The organism is Vibrio sp. 1874, from assembly GCF_033344395.1.
Classification (GTDB): domain Bacteria; phylum Pseudomonadota; class Gammaproteobacteria; order Enterobacterales; family Vibrionaceae; genus Vibrio; species Vibrio alginolyticus.
Window position 1 is genome coordinate 477,941 of the sequence record NZ_JAWPOR010000003.1, and the last position, 15,950, is coordinate 493,890.

The window sequence follows — 15,950 nt, forward strand, 5'->3', positions numbered from 1 at the left end:
GAGTTGAGTGGTGTTGTTGACCAATTTAGCCTTGGATATGCGTGAAGCCATTAACCTGCGGTATATTAGCTCAGTCTCTGACGAACAGGCATACCAAGCACAGTGAGTTTGTTCAACCCCTTAAAGTTAACCAAAATTTCACCTAGTTGGCCATTGTCTTTTCTCAGCGTCACTTTCCCACTGAGCAGTTGCTTGTAACGATACATCGCAGTCCCAACTAGTGAGCGTTGGTGGTAACGGCTGTCCATTTTCCATTGTTCTAGTTGGTCTGACTGCTGGGCAATAACATATTCGTTTCTTGGGTGTTCGTCATCCCAGAGGGCAACAATCTTTCGAGGAGGGAGCACCGCATTCGCTCCCTTTTTGCCTATCACTTCATAGCAACCTCGTGTGTCATAGGCTCCATCTGTCTATACTTGTTCTATTTTATTGTGTAAAGGATTCAAGAGACCAGGCTGTACCTAGCTATTATGGACGCTATCTAGAGAAACTACGGAAGAGATGATGTCGTGGCTATCTGCGTCAAAGTGGACTTTGCGCCATCCGCGTCGGCCTTCACTGCCATACTTACGAACCATCCATTCTCCTTCACCAAAAATTTTAACACCAGTTGCGTCAATGAGCAGGTGTGCCACTGGACCTTTAGGAGTTTGGCAATATTCACATCGACTGTTCGTGTTCGCTTGCGTACGTTGGTGTAATTTGGCGAATGTAAGTCTACATGCAGCAGACCAAACAGCGAATCAATGCTTCCGCGGAATAACTGAACTCATTAAAGCCCAGTAAAGCGCGGAGTGGCAGGTTGAAAAGCCCTGCCAGCATCGGGGCAGTATCTATTCCTCTGTGTCCAGACGGAGAATCACAGTACCAATTGGCGATAGCATCGTCGTCCATCCAAAACGTCAGCGAACTTCAGTTTATGAGCGCTTGGTTGGATTCTTTCCAGTTGGTGATTTTTTCTCTTCGATTTCCCCATCTGTTTTTTCCTATACTCTGGTATCAAGGGATCAGAACGCTGGTTTACGGAAAGGTTCCATCGGTTTAGATCAAGCTCTTTAAGGTATGCCCGAAAATTGGATGTCAGTTCTTTCTCTGATAATCTTCATGTGTCCTACTTGATTGATAGTGCGTATCAAATGTGTGCATTAACCTTGTTTTACATATATATAGTGATTAATGCACACAGCTTTATTACTGGCTTAATAGAATAGCAGTATGCGTTAGCATACTGCTTTTACTACTTAACGGCTTTGATATGATGGACACTGCTTCCTTCTGGTGTCGTTGTAACAAACTTATGGTGGAGCCAGTGATAACAGAAGTAACAATTATTTCTATAGAAGTTACCGTGGTTCGATATTGCTAAAAACCTGTTCCAAGTATCTATGTTAGGAACTAACTGCCAAATCCTGTCTAAGCGCCAAGTTAAGAGACAAACTTTCTGATAATGTCTTTTAACTACAAGAGATAACTGTTTTTGCTATGGAGTCGTACAGGAGCTACTTGCGGAGTATTTTCTAGACTGGGAAAGAGGACATTCTCGAATTTTAGCGTTAGGTCGCCACAAGTTGTGCGGCTCCAAATAATTGAAGATGCTGTATGGTTATCATAAGCGTTCGATATTAGAGACGATACAGTAGTTAGGTGGGAAAGTAAGCCTAAGAAATTACAACCAATAGGTGAATGAGACTTACACTATGATAAGGATAGAAAAGCTTTTGGTGTTAGATGTGCCTGAAACTCAGTATATTAATTAAGGATTAGTCACGATGTGTGGGAGCATTTCTTCTTTATGAATGAAGTAAAGCCGACTAAATAATCTGAAGGTAAGATTGATATTTTTGTTGGCAATATTTTTATTTTATAAAAATAATATAATAATACTCCCATGTAAACTGTAAATGAGTGAAAATTAAAATCGGATTTATACGCTGATACTACAAACTAGAACGGTTAAAGTACTTATAGCGCACTCGATACAAAGCACGAAGAGATAAATAAAACAAAGGGATTAATATTGCATATATTTATAAAATAAAACATTGACTCTTTACTAAGAAGTGATTAATGTATTTCATAAGTTGGCTGATAATTGGTCCCCTACCGCTAACTAGACACTAAATGTATCGTTCTGATATCGGTGTTCTCAATAGATAATAACAGTATTAAGAAAAATAAAATTGCTTACAGCAAAGTTTAAACTTACTTAATTCTAACTCTCTATGGAGGACATTATGTACAATAGTGATACTACTGACTTCGATCTATCCAATCACCCTTTAACCTCATCAAATCTTGATTTACACATATTTAATGTTATTAGTAATGTTGGTGTTATTAATAATATTAATCGTAAAGAATATATATGTGATATTCCATTGGTAAAAGCAGTGCAATTGGCTCTATCACGTAAAAACCCAGACATGGGCTTAGATTGGGAGATTAGTGACAGCCTCTCAAAATATACCTCAAACATAACCGAATATAATGAACTAGAAAGCTATATTAGGCAAATCTATCTTGATACGAATTACTTGTGTTTCCTAGGAAATGATCTTAGCGGAGAACTTTCTGCTGTAAATGAGATTAAGCATATCTTGCTATATCATGGTAACAAACTCATTGTTGATGATGATTGTTTTTCTGCGTTTAAGTTTGGGTTAATCACCAAGAGTGGTTCTCATTCTTCTTGCTTATTCATAAATAGAACCTCTGATTTACAAAGCCATCATGTTAGAGGTGTCGACTATATATTCTGTCAAGTTGATGATTTCCTTATCCCTTTGCCAGAAGAAATAACCAATTGGGAATATAAGCCACATCTAAAAGTTGTCACAACTGCCGCATTAGTTTCTTGGCACGAGAAGAAGCTGTGTTGCTAGGGAGGGGAGCCGCTATGTATGGATATTCAGAAGTGTACTACTTTTGTGCGCTTAGATTTGTTTATCAACTTACACCAACGGAGAGGGTGTTACTGAGACAAAACCCGAGAGGTTCGCAGTTTAATAAAGAGTTGATTAAATGTTGTTTAATGATAGTTGATGGAAGAAAGAAGGTGTCGGATATGAGAATAAGTGATGGAAATTTGGAGAAACTTCTTGAGCGATTTAGTAAGAAGTCTTTGAGTACAGAAATTGGTAACTACATAATCGAGCGCGATAATGGGCGAGACATTACGATTGATTACGATGTTTACCAACTATATTTTCAAGATATAAAAAGTGATTTTGATTATCAAAACAGAAACATGAGCCATGGTACTACTTTATTAAACGTGAATATACCTTCGTACGGTGTTATGTCAAAGTTGAAAGTGAATGATAGATTAGAGATGATCCCGCACTCCTCTGCGTCATTAGCAGTCACGTTTTTGAAATCAAAACCCTCTTGGATTTTGAAAAGCTTCGATGCAATAAGATTTTCAAATTCAGAAAAAAGTAGCGCTCTTATAGGAAAATTCCTGACTTCTGATGGTTGTGAGACCAGATTTATTTTTAGCATTTATGCATCTCACGTTAAGAGTAATCGAGAAAACTTGGATGTAATATGCTTAATCGATGACCGTGAATACGAGGTTTGTATTCACGGACAAAAGCAAATGAATGCAATCTCAATAATTGATTTGTTAGTTTAAAGGCGACTTGCTGCTTAAGGTAGACAGGGCAGTATGATTCATCATACTGCTTTTTCTAGAGTAGCTTTGCTCCCGAAGTAACTGGTGTCGTTCTCTGACTGATCTAGGGCGAAGGTTTTTCCACTAATATGCACAATGTTTATACTTTAATTATACATAAACGCAGTGAAAATGAAGTTCTGGAATTTTTTTTTTGCTTTATTAAATGGTTTTTTCTGTTGACTTTGTGTTGGATGTGGTGGTAGCTTTTATTACGTTCCAGTGAGGAAACTCTATGGACTCAATAATAATATAACAACTTAGATAATAAAATAATAAGTTCGATGTGTGTTTCTAAAAAGTTCTTGAAACAGCATTGAAAGATACGTGCCAAAGTGGCTAAAAATTATCCGCTAAGTTTGGCGTTTGAACTAAGTTATCAAGTTCAAAAATGAGCTTGTATTATTAATTGGAGTCCATCATGGATATTTTTAACACAGAAAAACAGTTCACTTCTTTCCACCTAAATCTTGATTGGGATAGATTAGGCTCTCTATTAGAGTCTTCCGACGCCCATCTCATAGTCACATCTTACGACGGTATTCCACTCGATGATGATGTATCAGGTCAGTACCAGATAAGACTCTTTATGGATTTAGAGCTAGTTGCTATTTGTAATGTTGATGAATATAACGGCATTAGCGACGTAGAGCTGCATCCGTCATTTGTTAGTCATAGACAACTTATTACTCAACTTTTTTCTGGGTACTTGAATGCTCCAGAGTTTTTGTTCGAAATCAGTGAATTTAATGTTATCTCATTGATAGTACGACAAGCATTGCGAGATGGTCAATACGCAGTCCACACTCTTAATGGTGATGAAGTTCTTCTTCTACACGATTATGGATACATCGCTGCATTGAGTTTTTCCGCCGAAGGCCAAAAGGTATCATTTACATCTGAATTAGTCATTGGCAGCCCAATTTATAGTGACAAACTAACATCTGAAATCCTCGATTCGTTTGGTACAAAGGTTCACGGACTGACCAAGCAAGTTAAAGCAGGCCTTATAGAAAAGGTTAAGACTCTGAATGAAGATCTTCGTTTCGATCGTGTTCCTCGTGCCATGTTGATGACTAAAGAACCATTATTTGTATCGTCAATTTTCAAAGACGGTGAGGTATAAGATGGTGATCAACGAGCAAAAACTTACTCTGGTGAGAGGTATTCCAGGCTCTGGGAAGTCAACGCACGCTAAAACTTTAGATGCAAAGTTGGTTGAGGCTGATCAGTTTTTCATCGATAAAGATGGCCTATATCAATACGATAATGCTCAGATTAAGGATGCACATAACTGGTGCAAGTTTGAAACTAAGCGTCTCTTGAAAGCTGGTTTCAATGTTGTTGTTGCCAACACGTTCGTGAAAAATTGGGAAATGAAATTCTATCAAAACCTAGCGAATGACATGGGGCTGGCCTTTGAGGTCGTTGAAATGAAGGGGAATTATCAGAATGTACATGGTGTTCCTGATTCCGTTGTTGCACGCATGGCTTCTCAGTTTGAAACGCTTGACTCAAGCTTTGTAATTACAAAAAGAGGTTACGCAGCATGAGTAAGATTGAAGTAAGACTCAGTATATATTGAAAAAATGAATACGAAAGCCACGAGGCATTGGTATGGGGTGAGTGTTGAGAGTAGTGCTATCAAGTGGCAAGGTGAGCTTACGGTTCAGTTAGTGGATGGTGAGTTTGATTGTTACTGTCAAATTCATTCTTCCGATATCAGTCATGATGACTGCCTTTGGGATAATTACAAAGATACTGATGAATTAGGTATCTTTGACGAAGAACAAATGACCAGATTCTTTGAAGAAGTCGTCGCTGAAGCCGAGCAAGGCTTTTCGGATGAATGCACTCTTGATGAACTGTTCGAGGAAAGTTGTGAGTTGAAACTAAATGAATCGTCTACAAGTGCTGCTGGCTGTGGAATCGTGGGCGGCTTCCATTTAGAAAAATACACCGAAGCCGATGGAGATAAGGTTTTGCTCGTAGCAATCGACTCTGAAGCAAACGGTGATCACATGAACAATCGTACTAAAGTGTTTGATAATGAAGAAGAGTACGATTCTTTATGACCATACTATATCTCCGATCAGTTTTGCTTTGTATATGATAGCTTGCATACTTTGATACAAGTGTGGGTTAGCAAAGAAAGATATGAGCTATACCTTGATGGACTACTATAATAGGCTTCGGACACACCAAGCAAGTTATGGGCTGTTGCTAGTTCATGCTGAAAATTTGTTTAAATTAGTGCCTGGAATCTGTAGGCCACATCAAATGAGGGATATAGATAAAATCGGATTGGTTACCGATAACGATAAGGTACTTTAAGGTCAATGATTTTAGACCTATTTTGTAGTATCTGAGTTTATACGACACAAAATGTCGCAAATGACTTTATACTGAGATCAAGTTATTCAAGAACAGCATGTTAGATTGCATTTGTTGCAATTGATGCATATGACTGTCTTATGTAGCATGACGTATGGGAGTTATTGATTGAATGGTAGCGAATACCCCTCCTTATTTCTATCTGTGTCTGCGCTGTAAGTATGAATTTACACGCAAACAGAAATTTGTGTTTTTATGCCCTAGGTGTAGATCTTTTAAAATTATTCCGAACCCAAGAATCGTTAAATAGATATGGCTAGACAAGCGAGAACCCAAGATGCACTTGCTTTCGCATTTGAGCGATTCAAATGCATACCTAAGGCACTTCAGGTGACCGTGTGTAAATTTCTTGAGCAACAATATTAAAAGAGATATCGGAAGTATCCAACGCAACTTAGAAGTGTTGAGCGAGCATTTTGATTCTCTCAGAGACAATCGAACCAGATTTTACGTTTACTCTTGGAGGAAACAGAGAAACGGAACCTGAATTTCCATTTAAATCCGCCAAGAATCGAAGTGCAACCTTCATCTCCAAGTTCAATATCACTATTGTTTACTGAACCTCGAATTTTACAAGGCTAGACGAAAGTAGCGAACAGCAATGGAAATGCCCCTTGGCCTAGCTCACCAGAGGGTAACGATCGACCTGACATGTCGCTTTGATGGGAATGACAATGAACGTATCCTAGCGCTATATCGCATAGTAAAAGCTTTAGTATAAACTTTTGACTTTTAAATAAACTTAGTCAACATTATGCGTATGGGCGCTTCAGTTTTGGGGAGGGAGTTAAGTGTTGGCTGGAGTTTAAGGTTTCAAAAAGTGCAGGATTTCATTTACAGGAAACTCTTCTCTCGGAAGAACAACAGTTGGTAGAGAATGACCAGTAGTATGAAGTTAAAACATTGGTTATTGATTCCAAACAGTGCCGTTCATGGTTCAAAAGTTTTGGAAATGACCTATCTAATGTGAACATAAGTGTGGCTAGTAATATAAATAATTAAAGGTTCAAAATGTCTGAGGTTAACTTAATTGTTATTGGGAAAACGGGAGTAGGGAAAAGTAGCTTCTGTAATTATATATTTGGTGAAGAGTTATTTGAAAGGGGAGATGGTGCTCCTGTTACTGGTTGGAGTGACCATTTTAAGTATTATGATGTAGGCTATGAAAGCTTTAACTTAAGAGTTTTTGATACAGTTGGTATTGAAACAAATAATTTGTCTAAATGGAAAATAGAGCTTGATAACTTTATTGAATCTAGGTCAGAAAAAAGTTCAACTCCTAATGATTGGATTCATGGAGCTTTTTACATCATCAATGCTGCTTCTGCTAGAATAGAAAACCCTGAACTCGATGTCATTGCAGGATTTATTGAAAAAGATATACCTATACAAGTCGTTTTATCAAAATCAGATATAGCGACAGCGGAACAAAAAGAATCGCTGATAAAGCAATTAAATTTACATTTTGGTCATAAAGTTAGCATATCAGAAGTTTGTTCCGTACAAATGCGAACAAGAAGAGGAAAAAAAGAAAAATACGGAAAAGAAAAAACGCTTGACTTTATGTTGGAAAATATTGATTCGAAACTACGCATCAAAGTTGGACGTTATTTCCTTGATAAGTACATCGATAGTATTAGATATTTGAAAACAAAAATATCTACAACAATCAATGAGTCAGATATTGGTTTCATTTCATTAATTAAAGGTTTAATACAAGACGGAAGTGATTTGGACATGGGGGAAGTTTTTAACGTTGATCTGGATAGTTTTGATGAACTACCAAGTGAGTACGAAGACTTTTTAGGTAACCTGGACGAGTTTCTTTTTGGAATGGGGTTTGAAAGTGCAGAACCGCTTAGAACGTATTTAGATGATATCCATTGGAAGGTTGAACAATCACTAGATGACTCTTCCGAAAAAATAACTGATAAGCTTGAAAGTATAACCAGTGACTTTGAGAGGGATGGTTTTTTCAACAAAGTTTCTGCGACTTGGAATGTGGTGGCGGTATTGTCTGATTTAAAAGGATTTATCCAGAACATGATGACAGAAGTATTGACACCAATAGAAAATTATTTATTAGAAGAAAAAAGTAAGTTAATGGCGAGAAAATAATGAAAAATAGTGATTTTGAACGTGAGTTTGACAAACAAGTTAACGAGATTAAAAAACCTAACATTATGATCGTTGGTGGTACAGGTGTTGGTAAAAGTAGTTTAATTAATCAGGTGTTTGGTGAAGAGTTTGCAAAGGTAGGCTCTGGAGAGCCAGTGACCCGAGGGTGCCATAAGTATGAAAAAAATGGCGTGCCTGTTACCGTCTTTGACACTGAAGGTTATGAAATAATTGATGGTAAAGAAGACAATGGGAACTTCGAAGAAAAAGTATTGGCTGAGATTATAAAAAGAAAAAGTCAGTCTTTGAATGAGCATATTCACCTATTTTGGTACTGCATATCAATTTCTAATCACAGAATTACTGACTATGACTTGAAAAATATAAGGCTTTTAAGTGATACCAAGATAGGCGCAAATCTAGCCATTGTATTTACCCAATGTGATAATGATGAACTTGATAGCAACAATAATGGAATCACTAGCGCTAAGTTTAGGTCTATTCTTTCTAAAGAGGGAATACAAGCGCCCTGTTTTGAAACAATGGTAGGTCATGACAATGATACTTTACAACTCGATGAACTTTTAATTTGGAGTGAAGAAAGCTTGCCTGAAGAGTCCCTTAAAGAATCTTTTGTTGGAGCGCAGAAATCTAATCTACCGTTAAAACATAATCGAGTGATGAAAATAATACTTGCAGCTTCTGGCGCTGCTACAGCAGCCGCTGGTGCGAACCCTATCCCTGCTTCCGACTCTGTTATATTGATGCCAATTCAGATGACTATGGCTGTATCAATTGCAAATACTTATGGTTTTTCAAACCTGAAGAGCGCTACGATGGCTTTGATGAAAAGCCAAATTATCAGCTTGCTGGGCAAACAATTGGCGAGCAGCTTCCTAAAATTGATTCCTGGATTTGGTCAAATCATTAATGCTGGTGTCGCTGGCAGCCTTACTTTAGCTTTAGGGTATGGGCTAAAAGAGCTGTATACCAAGGCCTATCAGCATGTTTTAGAAACAGGTGAAAACCCAGATTGGTTAGAGCTGTTTTCTAGTCTTGATTTAACAAGTTTTATTAAAAAATAGCCCCGATTTCAGATAAGTAAGTGCGACATTCATGGAAAGGCGTAGAAGAGGAAGCCAACTGCTGAAAGTGGTACGCTCTTCTTGCCAAAGAAACAAGCAGTACTACCATGAATTATCAGCAGTTGACCGAGGGCAGAAGATACCAGATTTCTGCTCTTTTGGAACGGGGAATATCGGTTTCTGAAATAGCTAAAACAGTTCAGTGCCACCGCTGGACAGTATATCGGGAGCTTAAGCGAGGTCGTAAAGGCAACATTTATTGCCCAAATGAAGCCCAGCTGTTGTCGATTAAAAAGCGCAGAACAGCGCGTAAATACCGCATACCAAAGAAGCGTGTGGATTTTATCCGCCTTCTTTTAGAAACAGATTGGAGTCCTGAGCAGATTTCCAATGTATTAACGAAAGTTGGTGCCGCTGTCAGCCACGAGTGGGTCTATCGCTTTGTCGCACAAGATAAACGCATGGACGGTAAGTTATATCGCCACTTGAGGCAAGGACACAAGCGGTATCGTCGCGGTAAAAAAGAGAAAGCGCCAGAGATAAAGAATGCCGTTTCGATTGATGATAGGCCAAGCATCGTTGACGGTAAAGAGCGTTTGGTGACTGGGAAATCGACACTGTGCTAGGTAAGCATGGTACAGGTGCGATGGTGACTATTTTAGAGCGTAAAACTCGATTTTACGTAGTAAAGAAAGTGCCATCTAAGTCAGCGGATGATGTCACCAAAGCCACAATAGAGTTACTGATGCCTTATAAGAAATATGTCCATACCATTACGGCAGATAACGGACGAGAGTTTGCAAGTCATGAAACCATCGCAAAAGAATTAGAGGCTGATGTGTACTTTGCTCATCCTTATAGCTCTTGGGAGCGTGGTGCTAATGAGAATGCGAACGCTCTTTTAAGGCAGTATGTGAAGAAAGGAACTGACCTAACGACGGTGACGGACATCGATATAGAGTTCGCTTTATCTCGGATAAATTATCGTCCAAGAAAGTGTTTAGGCTTCAAGCAGCCAGCCATTGTATTTGAAGAAATGGCTTTGGTTGCTTGATATTGGAGAGTGTCGCACTTCGCAGTTGAATTCGGGGCTAATCACTAACAGTGTTAGTTACTCTTTATACGGTTTCTCTAAAAATTGCTAAGGTCTTTGTATAAGTTGATATTGCAAGTCTCTTGGGATAGCCCCATTTTAAAATGTTCTACAACTTCGGAACACCTAAAGTAACCGACAAACATCAACTTAAAGTCAATGAAATCAAGCCTTTTTTTGTACGTAGTTGAGATTATCCATGGGATTCATACTATCTTTTATTTGGGTATGGTATGAAACATTTTGGGTTAGACATCGGTTTAAGATATGATTCATCTGCTTTTGGGCGGGCATAACTCACTAGCGTTAATCTATGCACTTTCCTCAGTATTATTATATAAAGTGAAAAGCGCACAGATAATGAAACTATCGCTGAGTAGATAGCAGAAGCAGTATGGTTCTGCCATACTGCATTCCTAATGTTCAATATTCGCTTAATTGACCTTGTGATTTACAATTTAAAAAATCATATTATAGAATATGAAGCGATTTGATTTCATGATTTGTGAACTGTTATAGATTACATTTTCAATAAATGAAGCTTTCATCTCTTACGTTATATAAGGAATACTAGGCGCCAATATGAATGTATTAGAAAAAATATTATTTAACATCCGCAGTCTGAGGGTGTTTTCTCGAGATCTCACGTTAGATCAGCTCGAAGAGGCTCACAGTAAGTTAACAACAATTGTCGAAGAACGACGTGAGGAAGAGGAAGCTTTAAGAGCCGAGCAAGCAGAGAAAGAAGCAAAGCTCGCTACAATAGCAAAACAGATTAAAGAGCAGGGCATTGATGTTAATGAACTTGTCTCGGCACTTTCATCGAAAAAGGTCAAGAGTAAGGGAAAACGTCAGGCTCGATCTGCTAAGTATAAATACGTTGATGACAATGGTGTAGAAAAAACATGGACTGGTCAAGGTCGTACGCCATCTGTTATCCAAAAAGCACTTGATGGTGGTAAAACATTGGATTACTTTGCTCTTTAAATATACACATCGCTTTACAGCCATGGTTTCAGTATTGATGTCGCTGACATCTTCGTCTCAAATTATTGAGTTAGGTCTCTTAGAACTATCAATATTGTTATATCTGGAATATGACAATATTTAGCCTTAAACACTCATTCCCAACACTGGAAATGAGTGTTTATAGTTATGCATAAGGCTTCGCTATTTTTGTTTGAAAAAGCCTGACTTAGCATCCTCTATCGTGTAGACGCCATATGAATACCTAATAACCTACCAACTTCAGATGTTTTGTACTTCATGTGGCCAGATACAATATTAGACATATCTACATTGTGTAAACGGCTTTGATAGCCCTGACTGATTGGGCTTAATCCAATAGGGCTGTCTTTTTTCAGTGTTCCTACTGGATATAGTGTTTTCAGAACAAGATCGTTGGTAGAGTAGCAGTTGAATATATTAATTTTACTATGTTTTTGAAGTATATGACCCCATGAGTTTTCCTTTCCTACTGCGCCACCAAATAGCATAGCTCCCATGACTTTGTTTCTTGTTTGCTGACTTTGTAGACAATGAAAAATTACCCTAGAACCTAAAGAGTGACCCAATAAAATAAAACGTCCTTCCTGCTTGTCTATATGTTTGGCTAATCTTTCACCTGCGAGCTTCGCATTTTTCATGGCTTTACGCCATTCATAGAAACCTACAGCCGCCGTTGTACCCACAATATCTGCGGTAAGATAGGGAGAAACAGTTTTCGTTATTCTCATGGCTGTTGTACTTATCGAAGAACGCAGTCCTAGATTTCCAGTTCCAACAGTTTTTAATATTTTTTTGCTATTGCACGCATCCCAATCGTAGTGGTGGACTGTTGTTGATTGAAAGTCCCAATCTAGTACATTAAGCCAGTCGGTTATATCCGTATTTTTCTCTGATAAAAAACCGTTGATAACAATTACGTTGAGTGAATTACCACTTCGCACCTTGCGTAGTCTAATTGTCATAGATCTATCTCATCTTGCCATTCGATCAAATATTAACTTCAAAATTGGTTACAAAATACCCTGCTTAAGCTGGCGAGGTGAAAGAATTAATTCGATTACAATCTTGTATAGCGATGTTGACTATAATAGAGAGAATCGGCTTTAGAAACAGTCTAATCGGAAGGATAGGACACCTGAGAAGACTAGTTTGTTTAATAGTGATAATTCTGCATAATTAAGCTCTTAAAGTGCATTTAAAATCACCCAAAATGCACCTTCGAGGTTATAAAAGCTTAATGTCCAATTTCTGGATACCCCAAAGAACTAAATATCCATTCAATATCAACAATTTTAATCACTTCTAACACCAAGTAAATAAGCTTACATCGAACCATCATGGCCGACACTTGAGTCCAATAATGTTAACACGAACTTAGTACTCATAGAGTACGAATTTTTAGTATATTATTGAGTAATATAAGGTTATAACTAACCTCTATCCCATGTGGTACTGTGATTTCGATGTTGCAGAATGCTAGTGAGTGGTTTTTACCGTACAATGAAACTTTGTGTCCAAATTTAGAAACTCGCGAGTCCAGTAATTCGTAAGAACGCGACGTTATCTGCTTAGGCATTTGAAAATTTAGAGAGTGGTATGTTTAACACAATTAGAGAGAAACATGGACACCATGTGGAGAATCTTGAGTTAGCTCTGGCCGAATCTGTATTATTGGGCTTGTCACCGTCAATACCTGATTATCGAGCACTTACTAGCCAAGATATGGAAGTACTGTTTCAAATCATTGATAGCGTACAACCTAAGTTAAATTATGATCTTATGTCGGGTGCCTGTTTATATGTGCATTCACATTTAAAAGAAGCATTTGCTCGGCATGGCTATAAATCTGAGTTAGTTTTCGGAGATGTACTTGTTAATGGTGAACCGCATATGGGATGCGATTTAGATATGCTTAAAAAACAATTAAGTAATGGTATTGCAACTGCATCCCAGAAAGTTCATTGTTGGTTATTACTTGAAAGTGGGCAATTTTTTGATGCATCACTATTTAGGGATATAACTAATGGCATATACGCAGCAGAGCTTTATGGTTTTGGGAACTCTAGGCTAGACGAATTTCGCTTTGAGTATGAACCAATGCTGCTAGGTGCAGATTTCATTGCAAAAACTAACCCAAACCCGCAAGTGCATGTATAAATGCTCAAAAGGGATTCACAACTCGTGGTATTTTTACTATGTGATATAGTCAACACTCTCCTAGGCAAATATCTCCCACTAAGTTGAGTATCCCTTGTAATGAAGTGTATAGGGGCTGCCCGTAAATTTACTCACAGCACGCGCTTCACATACTGCTTTGTCAAATGTGCTAGAAGCAACATGGACGTCGCGAATATTATAGCCAACTGATTTAATTCTCACGTATTTCCCTCATAAACACGTAACGTCGCATAATTTAGACAAGCAACGCTACCATCAAGCCTAAACTACTGCATGAACTGAAAGGCTAGGAGTTGGAACTCACTCTTCAACGTTTGTATGAATCTGTTATAGACAATATGAGAGTTTAACCCTGATACATTGATTTAAGATTCGCACAATGTGCTCATTTAGCACTCTGTTGTTAGATTTTGTTTTTATTGAACGATTTCATTTTATGATAGAGTACATACTCATTTCATGTTGTGATTTTTAATTAGAATCCATGAAACCTTATTAAGAAGCGTTCCAAAGGAGATTGAATGAGTAACAATGTAGGAATTTTTGATAAGATTGTGATTTCAATGGCAATATTGAGCTTCATCGTGGCGTTCTTTAAAGCAGGTATCATGGCTGCTATTGGTAAGTTTTTTTTTGTAATCGCCTTTTTCTACGTAGCAAAGGTTTTGTGGTTTTGGATCATGGACAATAGGTAACATAGCAGAAACGAAGTTCAGGTCATTCCATGCTCTATGGCAGGACTAACAGTAAGAATAAATTAACAAAAAAGTAGTGAAGAAAATCGATATTACATTTGGTCCAGGGCCATATCGCAATTTTAAAGTTGGCTTCCTTTCGGCAAATTTAAAGCCTCATCGTAGAGATTGACAGCTCTTTTTGCGCTAGTGGTTTGCTCGTCTGTCGTTGGTTGAACCGATTAAGTGCGTATTTCGGTGATTGCGTTCACTCGGTTCCGCTGTTTTTCAAGGAAGTTTCTCCACTTTTTACAATCACGGCACCAAGCTTGGTTAAAACCTCCTCTTTGCTGGCTCCCTCGCGTGGGAATAGGGCAGTTGACCAATGGTCTTGGTTACCATTAACTGTATTTTTAAATATTTATTTTGAACGGAGTTAAAGATGAGGACACATAAATGTGTTCCGATGCTCAATGATTCTGATTGTGAAGAAAAATAGGAGAAGGCTGTTATGAGCATGTTACGATATAACCACACTAAAATTACTGACTCGCTTGCTAAGTATTCAGACGTATTTTTGCTAAAGATCTTAGCAGGAAAACAAGGCAGTAATGACTCTATGACTCCCCCCAACTCTTTAAAAAACATTTATTATATGACGGCGGCATGGAAATATCATCCGTGATGGTATGTGTACAGAGGAGAGTATTATCGAGGCACTTTCGCAATACCCTAGTGATCATATGATAATTTATAGCGTCAGTGGTGATCCATTTAAACTTCCTTTACACCATGCTGTCAGCTACGTGATCCATACAATGCGCCAACCAATATTGACTCCGACAGAAGAGAAAGAGTTCAAGGAGGTGCTGAAACTCGCAGGGAAGGCGAAGCCATTACCTAACAGTAACGCTACAAGCTAAATTTTGTTCCGTCTTGCTGTGAATGGTCAAACCATTTTAGAGTTATTCAAAACGCTTGGTAATTTAGGCTCAAATTGGCTTCTGTGTTTGAAGTATAATGTTTAAGGAAAAACGAATGAAATTTAAAATTACGGAAACGGTTTTTTCATATCCACAATCGTTGCTGGACGATTGGAAAAGTGGATGTAAAGATTGGATTCCTGAGTCCTTGTTTGTGCCTCAAGATGTACACAATCAACCAAACTACCACTTCGGAGAATACTATGCTCTAAAACAGTATTTAGAGCTAGGCTGGCATGGTACCGCATTTTATGCGTTGGGAGATTGGGAACCAAATAACCATAAATATAATCAAGGTCGAGCTATCGTAGCTAAGTACACTGACCCTATACGTTTGGCAATGTTCAAAGCTCTAAGGAAGGGATTAACGTCGGGAGAGCCAGACTTAATGCTTTACAAAGAGGATGGATCGGTTTTGTTTGTAGAAGTGAAAAAACAGTCGGATCGTATATCTAAATCACAGCTAATATGTATGGCTCAAATTAAGTCAATTTTAGGGTGTGATGTTGCAGTTGCATATTTGGCGGAAGATAACCAAGTTTATAAACCCAAGAGCTATGTCCTAGATATAATTGAGTTTCCGCATTCGTGGATAAAACGCAACTAACTGTTTGGTAGTTTCAGTTAAAGTCAGCTTTAGCTTTATGGTTCAATGGAATGGGGTTAGGTGGCCAGCGCTGTTCACCATGCTGATAAGTTATTTAAAAGCAGTGCAGACTAAACTTGGGTTTGTTCTTGGAAGAT

General features: G+C 38.1%; 12 protein-coding genes and 2 pseudogenes. 12 read left to right on the plus strand and 2 right to left on the minus strand.

The genetic code is table 11. The features are described from left to right. Positions 1–65: 65 nt before the first annotated feature. Positions 66–990 (minus strand): annotated as a pseudogene (locus R8N46_RS09555) (IS5 family transposase). A gap of 1,244 nt (positions 991–2,234) precedes the next feature. On the opposite strand from R8N46_RS09555, the gene R8N46_RS09560 reads away from it, so the two are divergent. The 9 genes and pseudogenes from R8N46_RS09560 (at position 2,235) to R8N46_RS09600 (ending at position 11,350) form a co-directional block, all read left to right on the plus strand. After that, positions 2,235–2,882, plus strand: coding sequence for a hypothetical protein (locus R8N46_RS09560; protein ID WP_115385927.1), 648 nt, complete (start codon positions 2,235–2,237; stop codon positions 2,880–2,882). A gap of 14 nt (positions 2,883–2,896) precedes the next feature. Next, the gene (locus tag R8N46_RS09565; RefSeq protein ID WP_029809408.1) at positions 2,897–3,634 is read left to right on the plus strand and encodes a hypothetical protein; all 738 of its coding nucleotides are present in this window, start codon (positions 2,897–2,899) and stop codon (positions 3,632–3,634) included. Between the two features lie 460 nt (positions 3,635–4,094). After that, positions 4,095–4,799 (plus strand): hypothetical protein, encoded by a 705-nt coding sequence (locus tag R8N46_RS09570; RefSeq protein ID WP_029809407.1) that lies wholly within the window; start codon positions 4,095–4,097, stop codon positions 4,797–4,799. A 7-nt stretch (positions 4,800–4,806) separates the two neighbouring features. Next, complete coding sequence (locus tag R8N46_RS09575; protein ID WP_029809406.1) at positions 4,807–5,226, plus strand: AAA family ATPase; 420 nt, start codon at positions 4,807–4,809, stop codon at positions 5,224–5,226. Positions 5,227–5,262: 36 nt separating this feature from the next. Then, the gene (locus R8N46_RS09580; protein WP_115385929.1) at positions 5,263–5,748 is read left to right on the plus strand and encodes a hypothetical protein; all 486 of its coding nucleotides are present in this window, start codon (positions 5,263–5,265) and stop codon (positions 5,746–5,748) included. 1,330 nt (positions 5,749–7,078) lie between these two features. Beyond that, positions 7,079–8,185, plus strand: a complete 1,107-nt coding sequence (locus tag R8N46_RS09585; RefSeq protein ID WP_029809403.1) for a GTPase — start codon at positions 7,079–7,081, stop codon at positions 8,183–8,185. Next, positions 8,185–9,270 carry a GTPase gene (locus tag R8N46_RS09590; RefSeq protein WP_029809401.1) on the plus strand — a complete coding sequence of 362 codons (1,086 nt, stop codon included), beginning with the start codon at positions 8,185–8,187 and terminating at the stop codon, positions 9,268–9,270. The genes R8N46_RS09585 and R8N46_RS09590 overlap by 1 nt, the downstream gene beginning before the upstream one ends. 107 nt (positions 9,271–9,377) lie before the next feature. After that, positions 9,378–10,324 (plus strand): annotated as a pseudogene (locus tag R8N46_RS09595) (IS30 family transposase). A gap of 621 nt (positions 10,325–10,945) precedes the next feature. Continuing rightward, positions 10,946–11,350, plus strand: a complete 405-nt coding sequence (locus R8N46_RS09600) for an H-NS family nucleoid-associated regulatory protein (RefSeq protein WP_029809400.1) — start codon at positions 10,946–10,948, stop codon at positions 11,348–11,350. 218 nt (positions 11,351–11,568) lie between these two features. Here R8N46_RS09600 and R8N46_RS09605 read toward each other — a convergent pair whose 3' ends face one another. Continuing rightward, entirely contained in the window at positions 11,569–12,333 is a 765-nt protein-coding gene (locus tag R8N46_RS09605; RefSeq protein WP_115385930.1) for a DUF726 domain-containing protein, read from the minus strand. Positions 12,334–12,967: 634 nt separating this feature from the next. Here R8N46_RS09605 and R8N46_RS09610 point away from each other — a divergent pair. The 3 genes from R8N46_RS09610 to R8N46_RS09620 all read left to right on the plus strand — a co-directional run bounded on the left by R8N46_RS09610 (position 12,968) and on the right by R8N46_RS09620 (position 15,813). After that, positions 12,968–13,528 (plus strand): hypothetical protein, encoded by a 561-nt coding sequence (locus tag R8N46_RS09610; protein WP_029809398.1) that lies wholly within the window; start codon positions 12,968–12,970, stop codon positions 13,526–13,528. A 542-nt stretch (positions 13,529–14,070) separates the two neighbouring features. Beyond that, positions 14,071–14,244 (plus strand): hypothetical protein, encoded by a 174-nt coding sequence (locus R8N46_RS09615; protein ID WP_154219024.1) that lies wholly within the window; start codon positions 14,071–14,073, stop codon positions 14,242–14,244. A 1,017-nt stretch (positions 14,245–15,261) separates the two neighbouring features. After that, positions 15,262–15,813, plus strand: a complete 552-nt coding sequence (locus tag R8N46_RS09620) for a VRR-NUC domain-containing protein (RefSeq protein WP_029809396.1) — start codon at positions 15,262–15,264, stop codon at positions 15,811–15,813. The last annotated feature ends 137 nt before the right edge of the window (positions 15,814–15,950 follow it).